The sequence below is a fragment of the Salinisphaera orenii subsp. orenii MK-B5 genome, from assembly GCF_003788635.1.
Lineage (GTDB): Bacteria > Pseudomonadota > Gammaproteobacteria > Nevskiales > Salinisphaeraceae > Salinisphaera > Salinisphaera orenii.
On record NZ_AYKH01000001.1, the window covers coordinates 31,013 to 57,593 of the forward strand.

Annotated in this window: 22 protein-coding genes; 6 read left to right on the forward strand and 16 right to left on the reverse strand. The window is 67.8% G+C overall.

All coding sequences use genetic code 11. The annotated features are described in order from the left end of the window. Positions 1–63 precede the first annotated feature (63 nt). The 5 genes from sufB (at position 64) to SAOR_RS00195 (ending at position 5,330) form a co-directional block, all read left to right on the forward strand. On the forward strand, positions 64–1,548 hold the full coding sequence (gene sufB, locus SAOR_RS00175) for a Fe-S cluster assembly protein SufB (protein WP_123629703.1): 1,485 nt from the start codon (positions 64–66) through the stop codon (positions 1,546–1,548). Between the two features lie 82 nt (positions 1,549–1,630). Continuing rightward, complete coding sequence (gene sufC / locus SAOR_RS00180) at positions 1,631–2,392, forward strand: Fe-S cluster assembly ATPase SufC (RefSeq protein WP_123629704.1); 762 nt, start codon at positions 1,631–1,633, stop codon at positions 2,390–2,392. Continuing rightward, positions 2,389–3,717 (forward strand): Fe-S cluster assembly protein SufD, encoded by a 1,329-nt coding sequence (gene sufD, locus SAOR_RS00185; protein ID WP_123629705.1) that lies wholly within the window; start codon positions 2,389–2,391, stop codon positions 3,715–3,717. Before sufC ends, sufD begins: the two co-directional genes overlap by 4 nt. Positions 3,718–3,726: 9 nt before the next feature. After that, the gene (locus SAOR_RS00190) at positions 3,727–4,974 is read left to right on the forward strand and encodes a cysteine desulfurase (protein WP_123629706.1); all 1,248 of its coding nucleotides are present in this window, start codon (positions 3,727–3,729) and stop codon (positions 4,972–4,974) included. Positions 4,975–5,009: 35 nt separating this feature from the next. After that, the gene (locus tag SAOR_RS00195; protein ID WP_123629707.1) at positions 5,010–5,330 is read left to right on the forward strand and encodes a Rieske (2Fe-2S) protein; all 321 of its coding nucleotides are present in this window, start codon (positions 5,010–5,012) and stop codon (positions 5,328–5,330) included. A gap of 18 nt (positions 5,331–5,348) precedes the next feature. Here the strand turns inward: SAOR_RS00195 and recJ are convergent, their stop codons facing one another. The 8 genes from recJ to surE form a co-directional block, all read right to left on the reverse strand. Further along, the gene (gene recJ / locus SAOR_RS00200; protein WP_123629708.1) at positions 5,349–7,172 is read right to left on the reverse strand and encodes a single-stranded-DNA-specific exonuclease RecJ; all 1,824 of its coding nucleotides are present in this window, start codon (positions 7,170–7,172) and stop codon (positions 5,349–5,351) included. Next, positions 7,114–8,502 carry a threonine synthase gene (thrC, locus tag SAOR_RS00205; protein WP_123629709.1) on the reverse strand — a complete coding sequence of 463 codons (1,389 nt, stop codon included), beginning with the start codon at positions 8,500–8,502 and terminating at the stop codon, positions 7,114–7,116. The genes recJ and thrC overlap by 59 nt, the downstream gene beginning before the upstream one ends. A 53-nt stretch (positions 8,503–8,555) precedes the next feature. Further along, entirely contained in the window at positions 8,556–9,869 is a 1,314-nt protein-coding gene (locus SAOR_RS00210; protein WP_123629710.1) for a homoserine dehydrogenase, read from the reverse strand. A 33-nt stretch (positions 9,870–9,902) separates the two neighbouring features. Beyond that, positions 9,903–11,111 carry an alanine transaminase gene (alaC, locus tag SAOR_RS00215; RefSeq protein WP_123629711.1) on the reverse strand — a complete coding sequence of 403 codons (1,209 nt, stop codon included), beginning with the start codon at positions 11,109–11,111 and terminating at the stop codon, positions 9,903–9,905. Between the two features lie 114 nt (positions 11,112–11,225). Beyond that, entirely contained in the window at positions 11,226–12,137 is a 912-nt protein-coding gene (locus SAOR_RS00220) for a peptidoglycan DD-metalloendopeptidase family protein (protein ID WP_185015487.1), read from the reverse strand. 20 nt (positions 12,138–12,157) lie between these two features. After that, on the reverse strand, positions 12,158–12,733 hold the full coding sequence (locus SAOR_RS00225) for a YqaA family protein (RefSeq protein WP_123629713.1): 576 nt from the start codon (positions 12,731–12,733) through the stop codon (positions 12,158–12,160). Next, positions 12,733–13,383: a protein-L-isoaspartate(D-aspartate) O-methyltransferase gene (locus tag SAOR_RS00230; protein ID WP_123629955.1), complete on the reverse strand. Its 651-nt coding sequence runs from the start codon at positions 13,381–13,383 to the stop codon at positions 12,733–12,735. Before SAOR_RS00230 ends, SAOR_RS00225 begins: the two co-directional genes overlap by 1 nt. A 32-nt stretch (positions 13,384–13,415) precedes the next feature. Beyond that, positions 13,416–14,165, reverse strand: a complete 750-nt coding sequence (gene surE, locus SAOR_RS00235; RefSeq protein WP_123590470.1) for a 5'/3'-nucleotidase SurE — start codon at positions 14,163–14,165, stop codon at positions 13,416–13,418. Positions 14,166–14,264: 99 nt separating this feature from the next. Between surE and SAOR_RS00240 the strand changes: the two genes are divergently transcribed. After that, entirely contained in the window at positions 14,265–14,840 is a 576-nt protein-coding gene (locus SAOR_RS00240; protein ID WP_123629714.1) for a Smr/MutS family protein, read from the forward strand. A 420-nt stretch (positions 14,841–15,260) separates the two neighbouring features. On the opposite strand, the gene truD is transcribed toward SAOR_RS00240, so the two are convergent. The 8 genes from truD to dnaE all read right to left on the reverse strand — a co-directional run bounded on the left by truD (position 15,261) and on the right by dnaE (position 26,577). Next, positions 15,261–16,316, reverse strand: coding sequence for a tRNA pseudouridine(13) synthase TruD (gene truD, locus SAOR_RS00245; protein WP_221179818.1), 1,056 nt, complete (start codon positions 16,314–16,316; stop codon positions 15,261–15,263). A 25-nt stretch (positions 16,317–16,341) separates the two neighbouring features. Continuing rightward, positions 16,342–16,728 (reverse strand): septum formation initiator family protein, encoded by a 387-nt coding sequence (locus SAOR_RS00250; RefSeq protein WP_245965344.1) that lies wholly within the window; start codon positions 16,726–16,728, stop codon positions 16,342–16,344. A gap of 1 nt (position 16,729) precedes the next feature. Further along, entirely contained in the window at positions 16,730–18,013 is a 1,284-nt protein-coding gene (gene eno / locus SAOR_RS00255; protein ID WP_123590466.1) for a phosphopyruvate hydratase, read from the reverse strand. 34 nt (positions 18,014–18,047) lie between these two features. Further along, on the reverse strand, positions 18,048–18,881 hold the full coding sequence (kdsA, locus tag SAOR_RS00260; RefSeq protein ID WP_123629715.1) for a 3-deoxy-8-phosphooctulonate synthase: 834 nt from the start codon (positions 18,879–18,881) through the stop codon (positions 18,048–18,050). 190 nt (positions 18,882–19,071) lie between these two features. Then, the gene (locus SAOR_RS00265) at positions 19,072–20,718 is read right to left on the reverse strand and encodes a CTP synthase (RefSeq protein WP_185015488.1); all 1,647 of its coding nucleotides are present in this window, start codon (positions 20,716–20,718) and stop codon (positions 19,072–19,074) included. 41 nt (positions 20,719–20,759) lie between these two features. Beyond that, positions 20,760–22,088 (reverse strand): tRNA lysidine(34) synthetase TilS, encoded by a 1,329-nt coding sequence (gene tilS / locus SAOR_RS00270; RefSeq protein ID WP_185015489.1) that lies wholly within the window; start codon positions 22,086–22,088, stop codon positions 20,760–20,762. Continuing rightward, positions 22,085–23,056, reverse strand: a complete 972-nt coding sequence (locus SAOR_RS00275; protein WP_123590463.1) for an acetyl-CoA carboxylase carboxyltransferase subunit alpha — start codon at positions 23,054–23,056, stop codon at positions 22,085–22,087. The genes tilS and SAOR_RS00275 overlap by 4 nt, the downstream gene beginning before the upstream one ends. 23 nt (positions 23,057–23,079) lie before the next feature. Then, positions 23,080–26,577, reverse strand: coding sequence for a DNA polymerase III subunit alpha (gene dnaE, locus SAOR_RS00280; RefSeq protein ID WP_123629717.1), 3,498 nt, complete (start codon positions 26,575–26,577; stop codon positions 23,080–23,082). Positions 26,578–26,581: the final 4 nt, after the last annotated feature.

Below are 26,581 nucleotides of genomic sequence, written 5' to 3' on the forward strand. Positions count from 1 at the left end.
AACCGCGGTTTCGCGTTATACTTGCGGGTATTGCCGAATACTTCCACGACCACCCGAGTCGCTATGGCCGCACATCAGGAAGACGTCGAAACACTCGTCGCCGAGCGCGAATACGAAGCCGGCTTCGTCACCGATCTGGAATCGGATACGGTGGCGCCGGGCCTCAACGAGGATGTGATCCGATTCATATCCGCCAAGAAGGATGAGCCTCAGTGGATGCTCGACTGGCGGCTGGAATCGTATCGCCAGTGGCTGCAGATGCGCCACCCCAAATGGCCGCACCTGCACTACCCGCAGATCGACTTCCAGAGCATCTCGTACTACTCCGCGCCGAAGAGCGCGAAGGACAAGCCGAAGAGCCTGGACGAGATCGATCCGAAGCTGCTCGAGACCTACGAGAAGCTCGGCATTCCGCTGCACGAGCAGGAGATGCTCGCCGGTGTCGAGGGTGCCGAATTCCCCAAGAGCAATAACGTCGCGGTCGACGCGGTTTTCGACAGCGTGTCCGTGGCGACCACGTTCAAGCAGAAGCTTGCCGACGCAGGCGTGATCTTCTGCTCGATCTCGGAAGCGATCCGCGAACATCCGGAGCTGGTCCAGAAATATCTGGGCACGGTCGTGCCGCAGGGCGACAACTTCTTCGCCGCGCTCAACTCCGCCGTGTTCACGGACGGCTCGTTCGTCTATATCCCGAAGGGCGTGACCTGCCCGATGGAGCTGTCGACCTACTTCCGAATCAACGCCGAGAACACGGGCCAGTTCGAGCGCACGCTGATCATCGCCGAGGAAGGCAGCCATGTGAGCTATCTCGAGGGCTGCACCGCACCGCAGCGCGACGAGAACCAGCTGCATGCGGCCGTGGTCGAGCTCGTCGCCGCAGACGATGCCGAAATCAAGTACTCCACGGTCCAGAACTGGTATCCCGGCGACGAGAACGGCAAGGGCGGCATCTACAACTTCGTTACCAAGCGGGGCGAATGCCGCGGTGATCGCTCGAAGATCTCGTGGACGCAGGTCGAGACCGGATCGGCGATCACCTGGAAGTACCCGAGCTGCGTGCTCACCGGTCGGGATTCGGTCGGCGAGTTCTACTCGGTGGCCGTGACCCGCGGCATGCAGCAGGCCGACACCGGCACCAAGATGATCCACGTGGGCGAGAACACCAAGTCCACGATCATCGCCAAGGGCATCTCCGCCGCACGTGGCGAGCAGTCCTATCGCGGCCTGGTCAAGATACTGCCGAGCGCGCGCAATGCGCGCAACTTCACCCAGTGCGATTCGCTGCTGATCGGCGACCAATGCGGGGCCCACACCTTCCCGTACGTCGAATCCAAGAACTCGACCGCCAAGCTTGAACACGAGGCGACGACCTCCAAGATCGGCGAAGACCAGATGTTCTACTGCCAGCAGCGCGGCCTGTCCGAAGAGGACGCGGTCAACCTCATCGTCAACGGCTTCTGCAAGGAAGTCTTCAACGAGTTGCCGATGGAGTTCGCCGTCGAGGCGCAGAAGCTGCTCAACGTGACGCTGGAAAACGCGGTGGGATAACGCCGCTTCCGGCGCCGCGATGTTGTCGGGCCCGCGTCCACGACGCGGGCCTGTCCTATTCTTAAATCCGCAAACACCTTTTATGCTTTCCATCAAGAATCTACATGCCGAGGTCGAAGGCACGCCGATACTGCGCGGCATCGATCTGGAAGTGGGCCCGGGCGAGGTCCACGCGATCATGGGGCCGAACGGCTCCGGCAAGTCCACGCTGGCGAGCATTCTCGCCGGCCGTGAGGACTACGAAATCACCCAGGGCAGCGTCACCTACCAGAGCAAAAACCTGCTCGATCTCGATGCCGACGAACGCGCCTGCGAGGGTGTCTTCCTCGGTTTCCAGTATCCCGTCGAGATTCCGGGTGTCTCGAACCTCTACCTGCTGCGCGCCGCGGTCAACGCGCGCCGCAAGTATCGCGGCGAGCCCGAGATCGACGCCATGGAGTTCATGCAGCTGGTCAACGACAAGCTGTCGCACGTCGACATGAGCATGGACATGGTCAAGCGCGGCGTGAACGAGGGCTTCTCCGGCGGCGAGAAGAAGCGCAACGAGATCTTCCAGATGCTGGTGCTGGAACCGAGCCTGTCGATCCTCGACGAGACCGACTCCGGGCTCGACATCGACGCCCTCAAGATCGTGGCGCGCGGCATCAACGCGCTGCGCTCGCCCGAGCGCTCGACCGTGCTCGTGACCCACTACAAGCGGTTGCTGGAACATGTCGTGCCCGATCGGGTGCACGTGCTGGCCAAGGGCCGGATCATCCGCTCCGGCGGCCCCGAACTGGCCGACGTGCTCGAGTCCAAGGGTTACGTCAACCTGGAAGTCGACGCCCCCGAAACCACATCATGAACGATATCGCGCCGCTCATCGATCATTATCTCGCCGAATACGCCCGCGTCGAACGCGATCTGCCCGGCGGCGAGGCCGGCAAGAAGGCGCGCCATGTCGACTTGCGCGCGTTCGCCGAGACGGGTTTCCCGCACACGCGCATGGAGGACTGGAAATACACCAGCCTTCGCCCGCTCGAGAAGCGCCGTTTCGAGATCGCGGACAGCGCCGAGGATATCGACGCCGACGCGATCGCCCCGTTCCTTCCGGACGAACTCGACGCCTATCGGCTGGTCCTCGTCGACGGCCACTTCAGCAAGCGGCTTTCGGCGCTGGAGGGGCTGCCGGACGGCGCCCGCGTCGAGTCCTTCGCCGCGTTTCTCGATGCCGAGCCGACGGCCCAGGTGCGCGCCGAGGAAATCGGCGACGAACCCGGCAGCCTGACGGCCATGAACGCAGCGTTCGCCACGGATGGCGCCTATGTCGCGCTTGGCCGGGGCGTGTCGCTCGACAGGCCGCTGCATGTCATCACCGTGGCCAGCGGCGCGCACGACGACCGCATGTCCCAGATCCGGCATCGCTTCGTCATGGACGAGTCCAGCCGGGCGACCGTGATCGAGCACTACGTCGGACTCGGCGACAAGCCCTATTTCACCAACGCGGTCACCGAAGCGGTGATGGGCGCCAACGCCGAACTGACCCGCTGTCGCGTGCAGCAGGAATCCGAGCGCGGATACCACATCGCCAGTTTCTTCGCGAGCCAGACCCGGGACAGCCGCGTCTACAACCACGGCTTCGATCTGGGCGGCCGGCTGGCGCGCACCGACACCAACACGCGGCTTGTCGCGGAGAACGCGGAGATTCATCTCTACGGCGTCTATGCCCCGACCGGCCGCCAGCACATCGACAACCACACCCGCGTGGATCACGACACCGAGCACAGCATCTCGCGCGAGATCTACAAGGGTGTGCTGGCCGACCACGGCCGCGGCGTGTTCAACGGCAAGATCATCATCCACAAGCACGCCCAGAAGACCGACTCCGAGCAGGCCTGCGACGCCCTGCTGCTGTCGGACAAGGCGGAAGTGGACGCCAAGCCGGAACTCGAGATCTACGCCGACGACGTCACCGCCGCGCACGGCTCCACCGTGGGCCAGCTCGACGAGGATGCGGTCTTCTACCTGCGCAGCCGCGGTGTCGACGAAGCCGGCGCGCGCGCGATCCTGACCTACAGTTTCGCCAACGCGCTGGTACAGAAGGTCGGCATCGCACCGCTGGAACGCTACGTCGAAGCCGCCCTCCTCCACAAACTGCCGGGCGGCCGGGGCTACGCCGATCTCGCCTGAGAGGTAATCATGGCCAGTACCGCAGCACCAATCGCGACATTCGACGTGGAGCGCGTGCGCGCGGACTTCCCGATTCTGTCCGAGACACTCGCCGAGGGGCGACGTCTGGCCTATCTCGACAACGCGGCCACGACCCAGAAGCCGCTGTCCGTGATCCGGGCCAGCGACGACTACTATCGGCACGCCAACGCCAACGTGCATCGGGCGATCCACGCGCTGTCGCAGCGCGCGACTCGCGCCTACGAAAGCGCCCGCGACCGCATGGTCGATTTCATCAACGCGGCGTCGCGCGATGAGATCGTCCACACCCGCGGCACTACCGACGGCATCAATCTCGTGGCCCAGTGCTACGCCCGGCCGCGGCTCGCCGCCGGCGACGAGATCCTGATCACCGAGCTCGAGCATCACTCGAACATCGTGCCCTGGCAGATGGTCGCCGAAGCCACCGGCGCCCATGTGGTCGTGGTACCGGTCGAGGACGACGGCAGCGTCTCGCTGGCGGCTTTCGAACAACGGTTGTCCGACCGCACGGTGATCGCCGCCATCGCCCACATCTCCAACGCGTTGGGCACGGTGCTGCCGGTAGCGGAGATGATCGCCGCGGCCCACCGTCGGGATGTCCCGGTGCTGGTCGACGGCGCCCAGGCCATGGCCCACACGCCGGTGGACGTGCGCGCGCTGGGGGCCGACTTCTACGCCATGTCGGGGCACAAGATATTCGCGCCGACCGGCTTCGGCGTACTCTACGGCCGGCGTGAGCTGCTGGAGGCGATGCCGCCCTACCAGGGCGGCGGCGACATGATCGAGACGGTCTCGTTCGCCGGCACGACCTACAACGAGCTGCCCTACAAGTTCGAGGCCGGTACGCCGAATATCGCCGGCGCCGCCGCTTTCGGCGCGGCGCTCGAGTACGTCGGCGGATTGGATCTCGACGCCGTCGCCGCCCACGAGCACGCGCTGCTGGAATCGGCGACGGCAGCCATGAACGAGATCGACGGCCTGCGCATCATCGGCACCGCGCCCGGCAAGGCGGCGATCATCTCCTTCGTGATGGACGGCGTGCACGCGCACGACATCGGCACCCTGCTCGACGAGACCGGGGTGGCCATCCGGACCGGCCACCACTGCGCCATGCCGCTAATGGAACGTTTCGGTGTCTCGGCGACGGCGCGCGCCTCCTTCGCCGCCTACAACGACCAGGCCGACGTGGACGCCTTGATCAAGGGCCTGCACAGCATTCAGCGGATCTTCGGCTGAGGCCGACGGAATCGAAACCACACGAGAGGCGAAACATGAGCGACTGGGTCGATGTCGCCAGGGACGGGGAACTCAAGGACGGTCAGTGCCGGGTCGTCGATGTGGACGACACCATGATCGCCGTGTTCTATCGCGACGGCACCTACTATGCGATCGAGGATATGTGCACCCACGACGGCGGCGAGCTCGCCAGCGGTGACGTCGAGGGCGATGAAGTCATCTGCCCCCGCCACGGCGCACGCTTTTGCATCAGGAACGGCAAGGCGCTGACGCCGCCGGCCTACGAGGATGTCGACAGCTTTCCGACCCGGGTGCAGGACGGCATGATCCAGGTGCGCGACGACCGCTTCGACTGAACACGGCGCGGCACGCCGTCAGTCCGCCGGCCGCAGGTGGGTCACGATGAGATTGGCGCGGCTCTGCTCACGAAAGGTGTTGACCGCCAGCCTGTAGACCAGTCGATAGGCCGCCCCGGTCTCCAGCCGTTCCGTGCGGTTGAAGCACATCGCCTCGAGCCGCCTGCGGCCGGCGCTCGGCTGCACCGTCAGCTTGAGATGCTTTTCGCCGACGATCCGCTGATCGACCACCACGAAAAGGCCGTGGAACAGCGGCTCCTCGAAATCCTTTCCCCAGGGGCCGCCATCCCGCAGGATTTGCGCGGTGGCGAGCGACAGTTCGGCATCCGTCAGTTCGCCGTCGGTTAACAACGTCCGTGTTGCCATCGCCGGCGTCAAACGCTCGGCCACGGCCGCGTCGAAGGCCTGCGCGAAGGCCTCCAGACGCTCGGGTGCAAGCACCAGCCCCGCCGCCTGGGCGTGGCCGCCGAACTGGGCGATCACACCCGGCGCTTGCGCATCGACCCGTGCGAGCACATCGCGGATGTGCAGGCCCGGGATGGAGCGGGCCGATCCCTTGAGTTGCCCGCCGGCACCGGGCGCGAACGCGACGACCGGCCGATGCCGGCGCTCGCGCAGCCGCGCCGCGACGAGGCCGACCACGCCTTCGTGCCAGCCCGGATCGTATACGGTGAGGCCGTGACACGCGCTCGTGTCGAGGCGATCCGCGGCCTCTAGGGCCGCTTCGGCTTCGGCCTGCATGTCGGCCTGCAGGGACTGGCGCTGGCGGTTGATGGCCGCGAGCTCGGCGGCCAGCGCCTGCGCCCGCCCGGCATCGCGGGCACGCAGACATTCCACGCCGATGCCCATGTCCTTGAGGCGGCCGGCGGCGTTGAGCCGCGGGCCGAGGGCGAAGCCGATATCCGCGGCGTCGAGGCGTGCGGCCTCGCGCCCGGCGACCGCCATAAGCGCCACAACGCCGGGCCGTGTGCGACCGCACCGGATGCGCGCCAGCCCCTGACTCACCAGCGTGCGGTTGAGCCGGTCCAAGGGAACCACATCCGCGACCGTGCCGATCGCGACGAGATCGAGATAATCGGCCAGCCTGGGCAGATCGGCGACGCCTTCGGCGGCGCACCGGGCGCGCAGTGCGGCCATGAGATAGAACGCCACGCCCACGCCGGCCAGCGCCTTGCCCTCGAAAGCGCAGCCGGGCTGATTCGGATCGACGATGGCGTCGGCGGCCGGCAGCGTATCGCCGGGCAGATGGTGATCGCAGACGATCGCCCGCCAGCCCGCGGCCCGCGCGCTGTCGACACCGGCGTGGCCGGCGATGCCGTTGTCCACGGTCAGCAGTACGCCATGGCTGTTCGCGGGCGGCCCGATGGCCGCCACCACCGCCGGCGACAGGCCGTAGCCGTGTCGTGCACGGTCGGGGATGAAGTAGTCGACGCGCGCCCCGCATTGCGCGAGCACGTCGCAGACGAGTGCGGTGCTCGTGGCGCCGTCGGCATCGAAATCGCCCACCACCCGAATCGGCCCGCCTTCGCGTAACGCCGTCCCGAGCAGCTCGCAGGCGGCATCCACGCCGGCGAGGTCACCAAAATGGGGCAGCGCGGTCAGGCGGTAGTCGAGTTCGTCGCGATGGCGAACGCCGCGACCGGCATAGACGCGCCGCAGAAGCGCGGATTCCACCCCGGCCAGCGTCTCGGCCGCATCGCAGGCCCGCTCGGCGATGCGCGGCGCGTCGGCGGAACGCGCGTCGCGGCCGTCGACCGGCCCGGGCCCGCCCTGCGCCGAACGCTCAGCGCCGATGGTCGGCGACGTACTGCTGCACCGCGGCCAGCTCCGCCGGCAGCACATCGTAGCGCTCGGGGCGGGACAGCAGATCCTGCAGCGCATCCGGCAGCGGCGCGCCCTTGAAGCCGGCGCGGACGACGGCGTCCTCGAACTTCGCGGGATGGGCCGTGGCCAGCGTGATCATGGGCGTGACGGTATCGGTGCGCGCCCGCTCGGCGGCGCGATAACCGGTCGCGGTGTGCGGGTCGAGCAGTTCCCCGGTTCGCCCGAACGCTTCGCGGATGACGGCGATTATGGTGTCGTCGTCGACGCTGTGGCTTGCGAACAGCGCCCGCAGCTTGGCCAGCGGCGCCTCGGCGAGTGCCGCCGGCTCGTGCTGGAAACGGCTCATCAGCGCGTCGACCGCCGCGGCGTCGCGATCGTAGGCCTCGAACAACAGCCGCTCGAAGTTCGACGAGACCACGATATCCATCGACGGCGCAAGCGTGGCCTTGAGTTCCCGACGCGAGAAGTCGTTCGCGGACAGGGTCCGGTGCAGGATGTCGTTGGCATTGGTCGCGATCACGAATTGTCGGACCGGCAGCCCCATGCGACGGGCCATGTAGCCGGCGAACAGATTGCCGAAGTTCGCCGACGGCACGGTGAACGAGACGGCCCGGTGCGGCGCACCGAGTGCCAGCGCCGCATACACGTAATATACGATCTGGGCCATGATCCGCGCCCAGTTGATCGAGTTCACCGCGATCAGCCGCCGCCCCTGCAGGAACCCCTGATCGGCGAAGCTGGCCTTGACCATCGCCTGGGCATCGTCGAAATCGCCCTCGATGGCGATGTTGTGGACGTTGGCTGCGGGCACAGTGGTCATCTGGCGCCGTTGCACCGCCGACACCCGCTCGTGCGGATGCAGAATGAAGATGTCGAGGTTGTCGCAGTGGCGACAGCCCTCGATCGCCGCCGAGCCGGTGTCGCCCGATGTCGCGCCCATGATGACGCCGCGCTCGCCCCGCCGGGCGAGAAAATGATCCAGGAGACGACCGAGCAGCTGCAGCGCCACATCCTTGAACGCCAGCGTCGGGCCGTGGAACAGTTCCAGCAGGAAATGACTGCTGTCCAGCTGCTTCAGCGGCGTCACCGCGTCGTGCTTGAAGCTCGCGTAGGTCGCGTCGATCAGCCTGCGGAAGGTGGCGTCGTCGATGGCATCGCCGACGAACGGCCGCATCACCCGGAAGGCGACTTCGGCGTAGGGCTGGCCGGCCATCGCCGCCAGCGCCTCCGGCGAAAATTCGGGTATCTGCTCCGGCACATAGAGACCGCCGTCGGCGGCCATGCCGGTGAGCACGACCTCCTCGAAGTCCAGCGCCGGGGCGCGGCCACGGGTACTGATGTAGCGCATGCGGTATCGATCGGTGGGGTTCGCCCCGCCGCCGGGATGAATCGACGGCGGAGTCAGTCCTCGAACTGGGCCACGCGCATGTGCACGAGCCCCTCACGGGTGTAGGGCAGCGAACGGATGTGGTCGAGCACTTTCATCAGGCGGCGTTCGCGCGCCGGCTTGGTGACGATCATCACGCGCGCGTCGTCCTCGGCGGTCGGCGGGTCCTTCTGCAGGATCGCCTCGATGCCGATCTGCTGCTCGGCAAGCGCCCGGGTGATCTCGGCCATCACGCCGATCTGGTCGGCGACCTGAACCCGGAAATAATGACCGCACTCGAAGTCCGGCTCGGTCAGGATCGGCTCGTGGGTGATCTGATCCGGCTGGAAGGCCAAGTGAGGCACCCGGCCCTTCGGATCGACGCTCATCATGCGCACGGTGTCGATCAGATCGGCGACCACGGACGAAGCCGTGGGGCCCGCGCCGGCACCCGAGCCGTAGTAGACCGTCGGTCCGACGGCGTCGCCGTAGACCATGATCGCGTTCTTCTCGCCCTCGACGCTGGCCAGCAGAGCCTTCTCGGAAACCAGCGTCGGGTGCACGCGCAACTCGACCCCGGTCTCCTGGCGCCGGGCGATGCCCAGATGCTTGATACGGTAGCCGAGCTCGGCGGCGTATTCGATGTCGTCGCTGGCGATGCCCCGGATGCCCTGGGTATAGATGCGGTCGAAGGACAGCGGGATCCCGAAGGCGATGCTGCCGATGATCGCCAGCTTGTGGGCGGCGTCTATCCCTTCCACGTCGAAGGTCGGGTCGGCCTCGGCGAAGCCGCGCCGCTGGGCGTCGGCCAGCGCCTCCTCGAAGCTCACGCCCTCGAACATCATCTGGCTGAGGATGAAGTTGCCGGTCCCGTTGATGATGCCGGCCACCCATTCGATGTGGTTGGCCGCCAGACTCTCGCGGATCGCCTTGATGATCGGGATGCCGCCGGCGACCGCGGCCTCGAACGAGACCACCACGCCGGCCGCGTCGGCGGCGGCGAAGATCTCGTTGCCGTGCAGCGCGATCAGGTGCTTGTTCGCGGTGACGACGTGCTTGCCCGAGGCGATGGCGGCCATCACCAGGTCGCGGGCCTCGTGCTCGCCGCCGATCAGCTCGAGCACCACGTCGATGTCGGGGTCGTTGACGATCGCATGGCAGTCGGTGCCGATGTCGATGCCCGTGGTGTCGCAGTCGCGGGGGCTGTCGGGATTGCGCACCGCCGCGCGCGTCACACGGATGTCGCGCCCGGCGCGCCGCGTGATCTCACTTCGGTTGCGCGACAGCAGGTCGACCACGCCGGCACCCACGGTGCCCAGCCCCAGCAGACCGATATTGACCGGTTGCACTCTCGCCTCTCCTTGGTTCGCGCGGCGCCTCGCCTACGCGGGAATCACTTCGTCGCGCTTGAGCATGCGCTTGATGTTGCGCAGCGCCTGGCGCGTGCGCTGGTCGTTCTCGATGAGGCCGAAACGCACGTGCGTATCGCCGTATTCACCGAAACCCACGCCGGGCGACACCGCCACATGGGCGTCGGCCAGCAGCTTCTTGGTGAACTCGAGCGAGCCCATGTGCTGATAGGGCTCGGGTATGGGCGCCCAGACGAACATCGTCGCCTTGGGCTTGTCGACGGCCCAGCCGATGTCGTTGAGGCCATCGCAGAGGATGTCCCGGCGCACGCGGTAGGTCTCGCGGATCTCTTCCACGCAGTCCTGCGGACCGTTCAGGGCGGCGATCGCCGCGACCTGCACCGGCGTGAACATGCCGTAGTCGAGATAGGACTTCATCCGCGCGAGCGCGGCGATCAGGGTCGCGTTGCCGCACATGAAACCGATCCGCCAGCCCGGCATGTTGTAGCTCTTGGACATGGAAAAGCACTCGACGGCGACATCGCGCGCGCCGGGGACTTCCAGAATCGACGGGGCCCGGTAGCCGTCGAACACCAGATCGGCGTAGGCCAGATCCTGGACGATCCAGAGGTCGTACTCGCGCGCCATCTCCACGATGCGCTCGAAGAACTCCAGCTCCACGCACTGGGTGGTGGGGTTGGCCGGGAAGTTCAGCAGCACCATCTTCGGTCGCGGCCAGGACTCCTTGATCGCCTTCTCGAGCTCGGCGAAGAAGTCGGTGTCGGGCATCATCCGCACGTGGCGCACGTCCGCCCCGGCGATCACCGCGCCGTAGGGATGGATCGGATAGGCCGGATTCGGCACCAGTACCTGGTCGCCGTGCTCGAGGATGGCGAGCATCAGGTGCGCCAGGCCCTCCTTGGAGCCCATCGTCACGATCGCTTCGGTCTCGGGGTCGAGTTCCACCGCGTAGCGGCGCCGGTACCAGTCGCAGATCGCCTTGCGCAGACGCGGCACGCCGCGCGAGCTCGAGTAGCGGTGGGTCCCGCCGCGCTGGGACACCTCGACGAGCTTGTCGACGACGTGCTGCGGGGTATCCTGATCCGGATTGCCCATGCCGAAATCGATGATGTCCTCACCCCGCGCTCGCGCCGCCTGCTTGAGTTCGCCGACGATGCTGAACACGTACGGCGGCAGTCGCTTGATGCGCGCGAAATCGGAGTTGGGTGACGGCTTGGACATGATTCGGTCGGCTTGCAGCGCCACTGGGGCGGGTGAATGACGGCCCGTGGACCATGAAACGCTGCAGTGTGCCAGATTACCCACGGACCGACTAGCAAGACGCCGCGGCGTCGATCAGTCCGCCGGCAGGACGCTCTCCGGGTCGATCGGCTCGCCGTTCTTGCGAATCTCGAAATGCAGCATGGGCTTGTTCTGCGGACCGCGGCCCATGTCCGCGATGTGTGCGCCCGCGGCCACATCCTGGCCCTGTTCGACCCGCGTGCGTCGGTTGAAGCCGTAGGCCGAGAGATACGCCTCGTCGTGCTGGATGATGATCAGCTGGCCGTAGCCCTTCAGGCCGGTGCCGTTGTAGACCACGCGGCCACTGGAAGCGGCATAGACCGGCGAGCCCTCGCGGCCGCCGATATCGATGCCCTGCCGGGTACGGTCAGCGCCGTACTCGCGCAGGATCGAACCGCTGGCCGGCCACTGCCAGCCGTCTTCGCTGGGACCGCCCGTCCGGGTCGGTTCGACCGGGCGCTCGCGGCTCGCTTGGTTGATCTCGGATTCGTCGGCGATGGTCGGCGCCGGGCGCTCGATCGGCTGCGGCGGGCTCGCCTCCGGCGCCTTGTCCTCGCCGCCCTCGCCCTGCGACTCGCCAGCGTCGCGCCGCGTCGCGCCGGCGGAGCGGCCATCGCGCTCGATCGTACGGTCGAGCTGCGGCGTCGAGGCTTGGATCGCGCGCTCCTGCTCGGCGCGCGAATCCTGGGGCGCACGCACCGCCCGGGGGCGGCGGCGCTCCCGGGTCGTTGCCGGTTTCGAAGCGCTGCCGTCTTCGGACATGCGCGAGTAGTCGATCGGGGGGTAGGGATCGAGCGAGATCCGCTGACCGACCTCGATGCGATACGGCGGCCGGATCCGATTCCAGCGTGCGAGATCGCGCCACGACAGCGCGTGCTCCGAGGCGATTGAGTACAGCGTATCGCCGCGCTCGACCGTATAGGTCTCGGGGCGCGTGGTCTCGCGCAGCGAACAACCCGCGAGCACGAGAACGGCGAGCGCCGCGATCAGCGCAGCTGATAGACGGCGACGGCAATGAAGACGGCGGCGACGATGGCCCATCCGATCCAGTCAATGTATTTGAGCAGACGCTGCTCGAAAACCGGGCCGAACCAGCGTACCAGTCCGGCGACGATGAAAAAGCGGGCCCCGCGCCCGATCAGCGATCCCAGCGCGAACGGGACGAACGGCATCGCGACCGCGCCGGCCGCAATGGTGAAGACCTTGTAGGGGATCGGCGAGAAACCTGCAAGAAGCACGGCCCAGAAGCCGTAGTCGGCGAACCAGTCGCGCGCGGTCGCATAACCCTCGTAATAGCCGAGCTCCCGGAGCCACGGCAGCAGCGTCTCCAGAAACAGCGCGCCGATCAGATAGCCGAGCATGCCGCCCAGAACCGACCCCACGGTGGCGATCAGCGCGAACCACCAGGCCCGACGGCGATCGGCCAGCACCATGGGGGCGAGCATTACGTCCGGCGGAATCGGGAAGAAAGACGACTCCGCGAACGACAGCACACCCAGCCAGGTCGGCGCCCGAGGGTGGCCCGCGCCGCGCACGACCAGGTCGTAGAGGCGGCGGAACATCAGCGCACGTCCTGGGATTCATGGATCAAGGGCACGAAGCTGACGGCATCCAGCGTCTCGCGCACGAACGTGTCGTTTTCGCGCCGGACCACGATCAAGCGCTGATCGCCGCTCGCGCCGACCGGCACGATCATGCGCCCGCCCTCGGCGAGCTGTTCGAGCAGGCCGGTCGGCAGCGATTCCGCCCCGGCGGTGACCAGGATCGCCTCGAAGGGCCCGTAGTCCGGCAGGCCGAGGACGTCCTCGCGCGCCAGCCGTACGCGTATGTTGCGATAGCCCAGACGGGCGAATCGGCGCCGCGCCTGCTCGTAGAGCGGTTCCACGCGCTCGACGCTGTAGACCGTGGGCACGATCTCGGCGAGCACGGCGGCCTGATAGCCACTGCCGGTGCCGATCTCCAGCACCTGCTCGGGCACGCCCTCGCCGATGAGCAGCCGGGTCATCTCGCCGACGATGTAGGGCTGCGAAATGGTCTGGCCGTAGCCGATCGGCAGCGCGGTATCGTCATAGGCGCGGCTGGTCATCGCCTCGTCGACGAACTCGTGCCGCGGCACCCGGTTGATCGCATCCAGCACGCGCTCGTCGTCGATGCCGAGGGCGCGCAGCCGCTCGACCAGCCGTGCGCGACTGCGCGCCGAGGCCATGCCCATGCCGCGCACGTGCGGATGGCGCGGATCCGCGCTCACAGCCACTGTACCCACTCGTCGAGTGAGTCGATGGCACCGTGGCGCGTCAGATCGATCTGAATCGGGGTGATCGATACGCGGCCCTGGCCGACGGCGTGGAAATCCGTGCCCGGCCCGGCGTCGGCCTCGCCGCCGGCGCGCCCGATCCAGTAGATCGGGCGACCGCGCGGATCGCTGTCCTCGATCAGACGTTCCGCCCGGTGTCGGTTGCCCAGCCGCGTCGCCGCGAAACCGTCCAGTGCTTCGTAGGCCAGATCCGGCACGTTGACGTTGAGGATGGTGTCGGCCGGCAGCGGATGCCGGATCATCAGACGCACCATGTCGACCGCGACGCGGGCCGCGGTGTCGTAGTGCGTCGGATTCTCGCCGATCAGCGAGACGGCCACGGCGGGCAGGCCCAGCGTCCGACCTTCCGTGGCGGCGGCGACGGTGCCGGAATACAGGACGTCGTCGCCGAGATTCGCGCCGGCGTTGATGCCGGATATGACCATATCGGCGTCGCGCTCGAACAGGCCGGTGGTGGCCAGATGCACGCAATCGGTCGGCGTGCCGTCGACGCAGTACAGTCCCGCCTCGAGGCGCCGGACGCGCAGCGGGCGCTCGAGGGTCAGGGAGTTGCTTGCGCCGCTGCGGTTGCGATCAGGCGCGACGGTGACGATGTCGTCGGAGATCTCGGCCATGGCCGCGCGCAGCGACGTCAGGCCGGCGGCGTACGCGCCGTCGTCGTTACTCAGCAATAAACGCATTTAACGGGCTATCGAGTGGCAGAAATCGTGCGTGCAACGCGGCCGCAGGCCCGCTAGCATAGCGCATCGAGTCCGCGTCTTGTTCGGAGGCATGCGCTCGTGACCGACCGCACCGACCCCGCCCACGACTCGGCCGCTGAGGACGACGCCTCGGTGACCGAGGCGGATCGCTCGCTGTTCCGCGATGCCGTCGGCCCCGTGGCCGGCGTCAACCGGGCGCCGCGGCGCAAGCGCGAGCGCCCGCTGCCCTCGGCGCGGCCGGCCATGCGCGAGGCCGACGAACGCGCGGTCATCGGCGAGCTGCTCGACGAGCCGCCACCCGATGTCGAGACCGGCGACGACCTGGTCTATCGCAGCGAGGGCGTGCAGCTGTCGGTCATGCGGCGGCTGCGGCGCGGCCATTATCGCTGCCAGGCCGAGCTCGACCTGCACGGCATGGTGGTGGACGTCGCCCGGCACTGTCTGGCGGTCTTCCTGCGTGATGCCCTCGACCGCGACTACCGCTGCGTGCGCATCGTCCACGGCAAGGGCCTGCGGTCCGGCCATCGCGGCCCTGTGCTCAAGACCAAGGTCGCCGGCTGGCTGCGTCAGCGAAACGAAGTGCTGGCGTTCTGCTCCGCCCGGCCCAACGACGGCGGTACAGGCGCGGTCTACGTGCTGATGCGGCGACTCTAGGTCCACTCAACGCCTCATACGAAGGTCGCTTTCGAGATCGCACATCGCGTGCGCCAGGGCGCGAGTCGCCGACCGTGATGCGCCACGGTCAGGACCTGAAACGCCGCAGGGCGCCCTCGGTGACCGGTTCACGGTCAGCCCAGCTCGAAGAACGGGCCATCCATGAAATCCATAAGGTGCGGCAGCCTAAGGTTACCGTTCGCGGGCGCGAACCGGACTGCGACACGCGCCGCCGCTCGTCCGGCCCCACGAAAGCGCCTGGTGCGGTTTCGCATGATGCCGATGCGCGCCAGGTTCAGCCATCGCAGCGCGCTGGCCGAACTGCAGATGAACCCTGTTTGCGGCTTTGCGGCGGAACGCCCCGCCGCGGTCCGGTCCCGGCGCGATACGGCTGCAGGCTCGAACCGCTGCGCAACAGGATCAGGCCCCGTCCGCGCTTTCGGCGCCCGCCTCGGCCGTATCCACGATCTCGCGCAGCACGCTGGTCGCGAACGCGCCGGTCGGCAGCCGGAACGACAGCGTCAGGGCGTCTCCGTCCCGGTGCCACTCGAGCTCGCGTACGGGCAGCCGCAGCGCCCGACGGGCGCCGTCGAGACCCGCCTCGGCCAGACCGGCGGTCAGATCCGGATAGTCAGCGAGTACCGCTGACTCCAGCTCGGCGGCGATGCCGGAGACGACGTCACCGTCCGAACGGCCGGGCAACGGCCCACTGGGATGGATATCGAAAGCCGCCAGCCGCGCCTCCAGCGCCTCGGCCGCCTGCTCGGTCTCGTTGCGGGCGAACAGGCTGTGGCTGCCATCGAGCATCACCGCCTCGCCGTCGAGCAGCCGCTGCCAGGAGCCGTCGCGCACGCGTGCATCCAGCACCGCGTTGAACAGCAGCGAGCGGGCGGCCGACAGGGCGAATCCTCGGCGGTTGCGCGACAGCCGCCGGCCGGCGAACAGCCGACGCGCCAGATCGATGTTGCGGCCGCCATGGCCGAACCGCTGGGCCCCGAAATAATTCGGCACACCGCACGCGGCCACGCGCCGGATATCCTCGTCCAGCGCGGCCGTGTCGCCGGTCAGGTCACGGATCCGGATGACGAAGCGGTTGCCGCGATGCGCCCCGCGCTTGAGCTTGCGCTCGTGACGAACCATGGATTCGATCCGCACGCCCGGCAGGTCGTCGAGATCGGGCAGAGGATCGTGCACCGGCCAGGCGATCGACAGCCACTGCCGCGTCACCGCATGCCGGTCCTTCAGTCCGGCGACTCCGATGTGGCGCGGGTGCACGCCGGCACGGCGCGAGATCGCCTGCACGGCGTCGTGGGTCGTCAGGCCCGTCTTCTCGATCCGACACCACAAATGCTCGCCGGAGCCGGTGTGCTCGATGGCGCAGTCCTCGTCGACCCGAAAGTCCGCCGGCTCGACGCGAATCCGCCCGCGGCACGGCGGTGGCGCGCCGCGGGCATGCGCCAGCGCTGCCACGTCCACCGCATCGCCCGTCAGGAGTGCGATGCTAACGGGCCGCCTGCCGGTCTTTCTCGGCCGACGTCTCGTTGCGACCGGGCGGCGCCACGGTGAGAAAGAAAGATTCGTCTTTCCGGATCATGCCGATATCCGAGCGCGCACGGCCCTCGGTGGCCTGCTCGCCGGACTTGAGATCGTCGATCTCCGCCTGGAGCGCCGCGTTGCGATTCGAGGCCCGGGCGTTGCGCGCCTCCAGTTCGGCGCGCTGCTGGCTCAGCCGATGCACTTCCGACCAGCCGCCGTCCGCGACCCACAGCCGATACTGCAGGCCGACGAACACGACCACGAGCGCGATGACGGCAATCCGGTACATACTCGGATTGTAGCGCGACCGCGCGCGCTGTCCAGCGCGCAGCAGATCGGCCCTCAGCGTCATCTCAGAGCCCGACGCCGAACGCGTCGCGCCCGGAATAGACCGCCCGCGGGCCCAGCTCGGCCTCGATCATCAGCAGCCGGTTGTACTTCGCGATCCGGTCGGAGCGCGACAGCGACCCGGTCTTGATCTGGGTGGCGGCCGTGGCCACGGCCAGGTCGGCGATGGTCGCGTCCTCGGTCTCGCCCGAGCGATGCGAGACGACAGCGGCGTAATCCGCCCGGCTGGCGACGTCGATGGCCCGCAGCGTCTCGGTGAGCGTGCCGATCTGGTTCGGCTTGATCAGGATCGCGTTGGCGATGCCCTCCTCGATGCCCTTCTGCAGGATGCGGGTATTGGTCACGAACAGATCGTCGCCCACCAGCTGGACGCGATCGCCCAGACGCTCGGTCAGCAGCGCCCAGCCGTCCCAGTCGTCCTCGGCCATGCCGTCCTCGATGGTGAGGATCGGATACCGGTCGACCAGATCGGCGAGGTAGTCGACGAAACCGGCGGCGTCATAGTCGGCGTTCTCGGAGTCCAGCTTGTAGCGGCCGTTCTCGCAGAACTCGGTGCTGGCCGCGTCGAGGCCGAGCCAGACGTTGCCGCCCGGCGTGTAGCCGGCCCGCTCGATGGCCTCCACCAGCGTATCCAGCGCCGCGGCGTTGGAGGGCAGATCCGGCGCGAAGCCGCCCTCGTCGCCGACGGAGGTCGACAGGCCACGCTCCGCCAGCAGCTTCTTGAGGTGCTGGAAGATCTCGGCGCCGCAGCGCAGCGCCTCCGCAAAGCTCGACATCCCGGCCGGCACGATCATGAACTCCTGCATGTCGACGTTGTTGTTCGCATGCGCGCCGCCGTTGATGACGTTCATCATCGGCACTGGCAGATGCGTGGCGTCGTCGTGGCCCAGAAAGGCGTACAGCCCCTTCCGGCTGTCCGCGGCCGCGGCCCGGGCCACCGCCAGCGACACGCCGAGCAGCGCATTGGCGCCCAGACGCGCCTTGTTCTCGGTGCCGTCGAGCTCGATCAGGGCCTTGTCGAGACCGGCCTGATCGTCGGCCTCGAAGCCCTTGAACTTCTTGGCGATCTCGCCGTTCACACTGGCCACCGCGCGGGTCACGCCCTTGCCGAGGAAACGGTTGGGGTCGCCGTCGCGCAGTTCGACCGCCTCGAGGCTGCCGGTCGAGGCGCCCGAGGGCACCATGGCCAGGCCTTCGGCGCCCGACTCGAGCATCACGCGTGCGGCGACCGTGGGGTTGCCGCGTGAGTCGATGACCTGATAACCACGAATCTGCTTGATCTTGGACATAGGAATTTCGCTTGTTCGCTGAGGTTCGCGCGCCCTAGAGCGCGTGTTCGCTGTAACCGCGCCGCTTGACCACGCCGTCGAGTTCGACGAGCGTTTCGAGCAGCGAACGCATGTGCGCGAGCGGCCACGAATTGGGGCCGTCGCACAACGCGTTGTCGGGATCGGGATGCGTCTCCATGAACAGCCCGGACACGCCGGCGGCGACCGCCGATCGGGCCAGTACCGGAATCTGTTCGCGGGCGCCGCCGGAACGGGTGCCCTGCCCGCCCGGCAACTGGACCGAGTGGGTGGCATCGAAGACCACCGGGCAATCGGTGTCGCGCATGATCGCCAGGCTGCGCATGTCGGCGACCAGATTATTGTAGCCGAAGGCGAAGCCGCGTTCGCAGACCAGGATCCGCTCTCCGCCGGCCGCTCGTGCCTTGGCCACGACACCGTTCATCTCGCCTGGCGAGAGGAACTGGCCCTTCTTGATGTTGACCGGCGTGCCGCTGGCCGCCGCGGCCTGGATGAAATCGGTCTGCCGGCACAGGAAGGCCGGAGTCTGCAGCATGTCCACGACCGCAGCGACCGGAGCGATCTGGGCCTCGACGTGCACATCGGTCGTCACCGGCACGCCGATCTGGCGCCGGACCTCGGCCAGGATCTCGAGGCCGGCCTCCAGCCCCGGGCCGCGGTAACTGTCGCCGGAGCTGCGGTTGGCCTTGTCGAAGGAGCCCTTGAAGACATAGCCGATGCCGAGTTCGGCGGTCAGCTCGGCCATCTGTCCGGCGACATCGACGGCCAGCCCGGGCGACTCGAGACTGTCGGGCCCGGCGATCAGGAACATCGGCCGGTCCGCGCCGACCTCGAAACCGCAGATGTTCACGACCGCACCGCGGCGCGCGCACCGGCGTCAACGACAGGCCAGGACGCGATCGTCGCGGCGTCGGCGCTGCGGCACGTCCGTGGTGCGCGCGCCGGTGATATGGTCGATGACGGGCTCGCGATGCGCAAACTGTTCTCCTTGTCTGTGCCGCGGGCGGCTCGAAACGCCGGCGCGATGCGGCCGGGGCCAATCAGGCGTCCTTCCGGCGGGCCCGAGCGGCCGTGATGAAGCCGATGAACAGCGGATGCCCCGAGCGCGGCGTGGACGTGAACTCGGGATGGAACTGGCAGCCGAGATACCACGGATGATCGTCGAGCTCGACGATCTCCACCAATCCGTCGTCGGCCGAGAAACCCGAGAAGACCAGCCCACTCTCCGCCAACGCATCGCGATAGTGATTGTTGAACTCGTAGCGATGGCGGTGCCGTTCGTAGATCGACTCGGCCCGGTAGCAGCGCGCCGCCAGACTCCCCTCGACCAGGTCGCAGCGCTGCTCGCCCAGGCGCATGGTCCCGCCGAGATCGGCATCCGCGTCACGTGTCTGAACCGTGCCGCCGGCGTCGTGCCATTCGGTGACCAGCGCGATCACCGGATGCTCCGGATCGGGCACGAATTCGGTGCTGTGCGCGCCTTCGAGCCCGGCCTTGCTGCGCGCGTACTCGATGCAGGCGACCTGCATGCCCAGGCAGATGCCGAAATAGGGCACGTTGTTCTCGCGGGCGAAGCGGGCCGCGGCGATCTTGCCCTCGATGCCGCGCTCGCCGAAGCCGCCCGGCACCAGGATCGCGTCCATCGGCGCCAGACAGGCACCGCCGTCGCGCACCACGGTCTCGGAATCCACATAGTGAATGTCCACCCGGGTGCCGGTATGCAGCCCCGCGTGCGACAGCGCCTCGTTCACCGACTTGTAGGCATCCGCCAGGTCCACGTACTTGCCGACCATGGCCACGCGCACGGTCACGTCCTGGGTCTTGCGCGCATCCACCAGGCGCGACCAGTTGGACAGGTCCGCATGCGGCGCCTCGATGCGGAAATGATCCATCACCAGACCGTCGAGCGCCTGCTGCTGCAGCAGGCCCGGCATCTTGTAGATATCGTCGACGTCGATCGCCGCGATCACCGCGCGGTCCGAGACGTTGGTGAACAGCGCGATCTTGCGGCGTTCGTTCTCCGGCAGCGGCCGATCGACGCGGCAGATGAGGATGTCCGGCTGGATCCCTATGGAACGCAGCTCCTTGACCGAGTGCTGCGTCGGCTTGGTCTTCATCTCCTGGCTGGACGGGATATAGGGCACCAGCGTCAGATGCATGAACAGCACCCGATCCCGGCCGAGCTCGACGCCGAACTGTCGGATCGCCTCCAGAAACGGCAGGCTCTCGATGTCGCCGACGGTGCCGCCAATCTCCACCAGGCAGATATCCGCACCCTCGCCGCCCTGGAGAATACAGCGCTTGATCTCGTCGGTGATGTGCGGAATGACCTGTACGGTCCCACCGAGGTAGTCGCCGCGGCGTTCCTTGTTGATGACGTTGTTGTAGATCTGGCCGGTCGTGAAGTTCGACAGCCGCGAGGTCCGCGTCTTCAGGAAACGCTCGTAATGGCCCAGATCCAGATCGGTCTCGGCGCCGTCACGCGTGACATAGACCTCGCCGTGCTGGAACGGGCTCATGGTGCCCGCATCCACGTTCAGATAGGGATCGAGCTTGATCACGGACACGCTCAGGCCCCGGGCCTCGAGCAGCGCGCCGAGCGACGCGGCCGCAATGCCCTTGCCCAGCGAGGAGACCACCCCGCCAGTCACGAAGATATATCGGGTGCCTGCCGCGTCGGCTGCCATGCGCGATCCGAAAGGTCGTCAGCGGGACAATGGCGCGCATGCTAGCCGAAAGGCGGGACATCGACAACGCGCGCGACCGCACCGGCCGGCGCATCACGCCAGTGAAAGTGAATACCGCGACCGCCGAGCAGCCGCTCGATTTCCGGGTGCCGCCAGACGTCGCCCGCCGCAACCAGCACAGTTTGAGCATAGACGAGCGGAATCCGGCCACGCAACCAGGGCGCGACGCGCTGCTCCCTGAGCACGTCCTTGAGAGCCCGATGATGGCCGTCGCGGCCGGCCACGCGCTCGCCGCCGCGCCGGAAGGCCACCTGTAGTCGCGCGTCCTCGACGCCGGTCTCGACCACCCACACGAGTCGACCGCATCCGGCGGGCAATTCCAGCGGTTGGCGCCCGTCCCAGTCGCTCGACCAGTCGAACGGCGCAGACGCCAGCACCGCCATCGCGTACAGATGATCTCCGAACGCGCGCACTTCGGTCGAACCGAAACGCACGCAGGGACTCGCCGTGCGGCGACTGCCCGGCAGTGCCCGGATCTGCTCGATGTGGCGTTGGTCCGGCGCGTCCCGTGCCTGCGCATCGAGCCAGTGGCGCAGCAGTGCCCGTTGGCGATCGGCGGTGAGCGCGGACAGCACGGTCGTATCGAGTCGGCCGGCCGCATCCACGGCATCCGCGTGGTCGCGCGATGCGAGATCGGCCACGGTGCGCCGCCCGGCCGCGGCATGCCCGCTGCTGCGCGCGAGTGTGCGCGCCGCGGCCGGGTAACGTTCGCTCAGGATCGGCCAGAGGCGCTCGCGCAGCCAGGCGCGGTCGAGCGACAGATCGCAGTTGCTCGGATCCTCGATCCACTCCAGTCGGTGCCGGCGCGCGTAGTCGGTGATCGTCGCGCGCTCGACGGCGAGCCATGGCCGCCAGTGCTGCGCCGCACCGAGCGGGCGCAGCACGGGCATCGCCGCGAGTCCGGCCAGACCAGCGCCGCGCAGCGCCTGGAGCAGAAAGGTCTCGGCCTGATCCTCGGCGTGATGCGCGGTCAGAAACAGCTCGTCGCCGCCCAGCGCGGCGGCAACGGCATCGTAGCGGGCGCGCCGTGCGGCGGCTTCACGGCCCTCCACCCCGGCCGTGGCCACGTCCACGTCCAGCCGTGTGAAGCCGACGCCGAGTGCGGCGCACTGCGCCCGGCAGTGCGCCGCCCAGTGTTCGGCCTCGGCCTGCATGTGGTGGCAGACATGGATCGCGCGCAGTACCCGCTCCGGGTGCGCGCCGCGGACCGCATGCAGCAGCGCCGTGGAGTCGCGACCGCCGCTGTAGCCCACCGCAAGCCGACCGGCAGGCGCCGGCAGCGTGGCCAGCGCGCGCCGGAGGGTGCTCACCCCGCGGTCTTGAAGTCGCCGAAGGCCATCCAGCGCTTGTAGCGCGCCTCCAGCAGCGCGTCGACGTCCTGATGCCTGAGCCGCGCCATATTCGACAGCAGGCGATCCCGCAGACTGGACATCAGCTGTGCCGGATCGCGATGCGCGCCGCCGAGCGGCTCCTCGATGATCTCGTCGACCAGTTTGAGCCGGTGCAGATCCTCGGAGCCGACCTTCATCGCCTCCGCGGCTTCCTCGGCCTTGTCCGCGCTCTTCCACAGGATCGAGGCGCAGCCCTCGGGCGAAATCACGGAATAGATGCTGTACTGCAGCATGAGCAGGTGGTCGCCCACGCCGATGGCCAGGGCGCCGCCGGAGCCGCCCTCTCCCACCACCGTGCACAGGATCGGCACGCGCAGACGCGCCATCTCGAACAGATTGCGGGCGATGGCCTCGGACTGGTTGCGCTCCTCGGCGCCGATGCCGGGATAGGCGCCGGGGGTGTCGATGAACGTGAGCACCGGCATGTTGAACCGCTCGGCCAGCTTCATCAGCCGTAGCGCCTTGCGATAGCCTTCCGGCCGCGGCATGCCGAAGTTGCGGTGGATCTTCTCCTTCGTGTCGCGGCCCTTCTGGTGGCCGATGACCATCACCGACTGGCCGCCGAGCCTCGCCGTGCCGCCGATGATCGCCGGATCGTCGGCATAGGCGCGGTCGCCGTGCAGTTCGACGAAGTCCGTGAACAGGCCGTCGATGTAGTCCTGCATGTACGGCCGCAGCGGATGCCGCGCCATCTGCGCGACCTGCCACGTCGACAGCTTGGAGAATATCTGCTCGGTGAGACTGCGGCGCTTGGATTCGAGCCGCGTGATCTCCTCGTTGAGGTTGACCTCGCTGCCGTCGGCCACGAAGCGCAGTTCCTCGATCTTCTCCTGCAGTTCGGCGATCGGTTGTTCGAAGTCCAGGTAATCGAGGTTTTTCTGCGCCATCAGTTCGTTTTTGCTGCGTTGTGTTACTGGAGTGTCGTCTGAGCGCGACGATAACGCACTTGCACGGCTTCCGCACCCACCAGACCGCGCAGGTCATCGAGCAGACCGTTGCAGACGCGCACCCGGGTCTCGCCGAGTGTGAGCACCGCACGTGCGTCGGCGTTGGCATAGCGCAGCACCACGTCACAGCCGGACTCCGCACGATAGCGGTCGACACAGCCCGCGAGCGCGTCGACGTCCACGCCCGATTCCGCCTGCAGCTGGAGCATGATGCGGCTGGCGTAGCGCTCGCGCGCGCCGTCGATGTCCATGACGCTGTTCGCGTTGAGCCGGAAACCGTCGGTGAAATCGTCGTACTGGAGCGTGCCGTCGACGATGACCAGGCGATCGGCGGTGAGCAGATGGCCGTACTCGGCGGCCTTGTCCTCGAACAGCGGACACTCGATGCGCCCGCTGCCGTCGTCGAGCACGACGATGATGCGGCGGCCTTTCTTCATCCGCCGCACCTCCACCACCAGGCCCGCCACGATCGCCGCGCGCTTGTCGGCCCGCCGCGCGCGCGCGCCCTCTTCCGGACGCGGCATCGCCGCGACCTGATCGGCGATCTTGCCGTGGGTCATCAACGCGAGCTCGGCCTCCCAGGCGCGGATGGGATGGCCGGTCAGGTACAGGCCCAGCGTGTCGCGCTCGGCGCGCAGGCGCTCATCCTCCGGCCACTCGGCCAGCACCTCCAGCGGGGGCCCGCTGTTGTCGGCATCCTCGGCGAGGCCGAACATGTCGTTCTGGCCCGCGGTGGAGGCCGCGCGGTCCTGATCGGCCGCGGCCAGCGCCCGCGTCAGGCCGTGCATCAGGCTGGCCCGGTTCGGCGCCAGCGCGTCCAGCGCACCGGCATTGACGAGCGCCTCCAGCGCCCGGCGATTGGCCTTGCCGGTGTCGATCCGCCGGCAGAAGTCGTAGAGGTTGGCGAACGACCCGCCCTCGCGACGCTCCGCGATGATGGCGTCGATCGCGCCCTTGCCGACGCCCTTGACCGCGCCCAGGCCGTAGCGGATGGTCGCGTCGTCGACCACCGAGAAATCGTATTCGGAGGCGTTGACGTCCGGCGGCGCCACGGCAATGTCGACGCGGTGGCACTCGTCGATCATGATCACGACCTTGTCGGTGTGATCCATGTCCGCGGAAAGCACGGCCGACATGAAGTCGGCCGGATAGTGCGCCTTGAGCCAGGCGGTCTGGTAGGTGAGCAGCGCGTAGGCCGCCGAGTGCGACTTGTTGAAGCCGTAACCGGCGAACTTCTCGACCAGATCGAATATGTAGGCCGCGGTGTTCTCGTCGATGTCGTTGGCGACGGCGCCCTTGATGAAGCCGTCGCGCTGCTTGGCCATCTCCTCGGCCTTCTTCTTGCCCATCGCCCGCCGCAGCAGATCGGCGCTGCCCAGCGAATAGCCGGCCAGCACCTGGGCGATCTGCATCACCTGCTCCTGATACAGGATCACGCCGTAGGTCGGCTCCAGCACCTCGGCCAGGGAGGCGTGCGGATATACGACCTGGGCGCGGCCGTGCTTGCGGTCGATGAAGTCCTCGACCATGCCGGACTCGAGCGGGCCCGGCCGATAGAGCGCGACCAGCGCGATGATGTCCTCGAAGGCATCGGGGCGCAGGCGCTTGATCAGACGCCGCATGCCCGAGGATTCGACCTGGAAGACCGCGGTCGTGTCGCCGGCCTTGAGCATGTCGAAGGCGCGCTTGTCGTCCATCGGGATCGAGCGGATGTCGATCGGCTCGCGGCCGGCGCGCTCCAGGCGCCGGTTCGCCACGCTCACCGCGCGATCGATGATGGTGAGCGTACGCAATCCCAGGAAGTCGAACTTGACCAGGCCGACGGCCTCGACGTCGTCCTTGTCGAACTGGGTGACACGGTTGTTGCCCCCCGGCTCGCAGTACAGCGGCGTGAAGTCGATGAGATCCGAGGGCGCGATGACCACGCCGCCGGCGTGCTTGCCCGGATTGCGCGACAGCCCCTCCAGCGACATGGCGAGGTCGAGCAGATAGCCGATCTCCTCGTCGGCCTTCGAGGCGCGCAGCTCCTCGGATTCCTCCAGCGCGCGCTCGAGCGTCATGTCGGGGGCGAACGGCACCTGTTTGGCGATCCGATCGACCATGCCGTAGGGATGGCCCAGCACGCGGCCGACGTCGCGCACCACCGCGCGTGCGGCCATGGTGCCGTAGGTGATGATCTGGCTGACCTTGTTCGCGCCGTAGGTGTCGGCGACGTACTCGATCACGCGGTCGCGGCCGTCCATGCAGAAGTCGACGTCGAAGTCCGGCATGGACACGCGTTCGGGGTTGAGAAACCGCTCGAACAGCAGATCGAACGCCAGCGGATCGAGATCGGTGATCCCGAGCGCGTAGGCCACCAGCGAGCCGGCGCCGGAGCCTCGCCCCGGCCCCACCGGCACGCCGTTCTCGCGGGCCCAGCGGATGAAGTCGGCCACGATCAGGAAGTAGCCCGGAAAACCCATGCCCTCAATCACGCCGAGTTCGTGCGCCAGCCGCTGTTCGTATTCCGCGCGGCGGGCCTCGCGCGCATCCCGGTCGGGATAGAGATCGGCCAGCCGGGTCTCCAGACCGCGCTCGGACTCGGCCTTGAGAAAACTGGCCGCATCATGCTCGGCGGGCACCGGGAAGTCGGGGAGCACGTTCTCGCCGAGCGTCAGCTCCAGATTGCAGCGGCGGGCGATCTCCACGCTGTTCTCGATCGCCTCCGGCAGGTCGGAGAACAGCTCCACCATCTCGGCGGGCGTCTTGAGATACTGCTCGGCCGTGTAGTGGCGCGGCCGGCGCGGATCGGCCAGGGTGTAGCCGCCATGGATGGCCACCCGCGCTTCATGGGCGTCGAAATCGTCGGCCGTGGGAAAGCGGACGTCGTTGGTGGCCACCACCGGAATGTCGTGGCGCAGCGCCAGCGCAACGGTCTCCGACAGCCAGGCGGACTCGCCGGCACGCCCGCAGCGGGTGAGCTCGAGATAGTAACGGTCGCCGAACACCGCCTGCCAGTGGCGCGCCGCGGCGTCCGCGAGCTCGGGCTTGCCCGCGAGCAGGGCCGCCCCCGTGTCGCCGGCCATGCCGCCGGACAGCGCGATCAGCCCCTCGGCCTTCTCCTCGACCCACTCGCGGCGGCACAGCACCTGCCCGCGGTCCTGGCCCTTGAGATAGGCGCGGGTCAGCAACTCGCACAGATGCCGGTAGCCCTCCCGGCTCTGGGCAAGCAAGGTCAGGCGCGACGGCGGTGTTTCCGGGCCCTCGTCGATCTTGAGATCGACCCCCACGATCGGCTTCACACCGGCGCCCAGCGCGGCCTTGTAGAACTTGACCATGCCGAACAGATTGACGTTGTCGGTCACGGCCACGGCCGGCATGCCGGCCTCTCGCGTCTGGGCGATCAGCGGCTTGATCCGCACGATCCCGTCCGATAGCGAATATTCGGTGTGGACGCGCAGGTGAACGAAGGGCGTGGTCATGGGC

What these genes read in the sequence shown, in the direction of transcription:
- sufB (WP_123629703.1), top strand. Translation starts at nt 64, where the DNA reads ATGGCCGCACATCAGGAAGACGTCGAAACACTCGTCGCCGAGCGCGAA.
- sufC (WP_123629704.1), top strand. Translation starts at nt 1,631, where the DNA reads ATGCTTTCCATCAAGAATCTACATGCCGAGGTCGAAGGCACGCCGATA.
- sufD (WP_123629705.1), top strand. Translation starts at nt 2,389, where the DNA reads ATGAACGATATCGCGCCGCTCATCGATCATTATCTCGCCGAATACGCC.
- SAOR_RS00190 (WP_123629706.1), top strand. Translation starts at nt 3,727, where the DNA reads ATGGCCAGTACCGCAGCACCAATCGCGACATTCGACGTGGAGCGCGTG.
- SAOR_RS00195 (WP_123629707.1), top strand. Translation starts at nt 5,010, where the DNA reads ATGAGCGACTGGGTCGATGTCGCCAGGGACGGGGAACTCAAGGACGGT.
- recJ (WP_123629708.1), bottom strand. Translation starts at nt 7,172, where the DNA reads ATGTGCTGCCGGCGGAGCTGGCCGCGGTGCAGCAGTACGTCGCCGACC.
- thrC (WP_123629709.1), bottom strand. Translation starts at nt 8,502, where the DNA reads ATGCGCTACATCAGTACCCGTGGCCGCGCCCCGGCGCTGGACTTCGAG.
- alaC (WP_123629711.1), bottom strand. Translation starts at nt 11,111, where the DNA reads ATGTCCAAGCCGTCACCCAACTCCGATTTCGCGCGCATCAAGCGACTG.
- SAOR_RS00225 (WP_123629713.1), bottom strand. Translation starts at nt 12,733, where the DNA reads ATGTTCCGCCGCCTCTACGACCTGGTCGTGCGCGGCGCGGGCCACCCT.
- SAOR_RS00230 (WP_123629955.1), bottom strand. Translation starts at nt 13,383, where the DNA reads ATGGGCATGGCCTCGGCGCGCAGTCGCGCACGGCTGGTCGAGCGGCTG.
- surE (WP_123590470.1), bottom strand. Translation starts at nt 14,165, where the DNA reads ATGCGTTTATTGCTGAGTAACGACGACGGCGCGTACGCCGCCGGCCTG.
- SAOR_RS00250 (WP_245965344.1), bottom strand. Translation starts at nt 16,728, where the DNA reads ATGACGCTGAGGGCCGATCTGCTGCGCGCTGGACAGCGCGCGCGGTCG.
- eno (WP_123590466.1), bottom strand. Translation starts at nt 18,013, where the DNA reads ATGTCCAAGATCAAGCAGATTCGTGGTTATCAGGTCATCGACTCACGC.
- SAOR_RS00265 (WP_185015488.1), bottom strand. Translation starts at nt 20,718, where the DNA reads ATGGCAGCCGACGCGGCAGGCACCCGATATATCTTCGTGACTGGCGGG.
- SAOR_RS00275 (WP_123590463.1), bottom strand. Translation starts at nt 23,056, where the DNA reads ATGGCGCAGAAAAACCTCGATTACCTGGACTTCGAACAACCGATCGCC.
- dnaE (WP_123629717.1), bottom strand. Translation starts at nt 26,577, where the DNA reads ATGACCACGCCCTTCGTTCACCTGCGCGTCCACACCGAATATTCGCTA.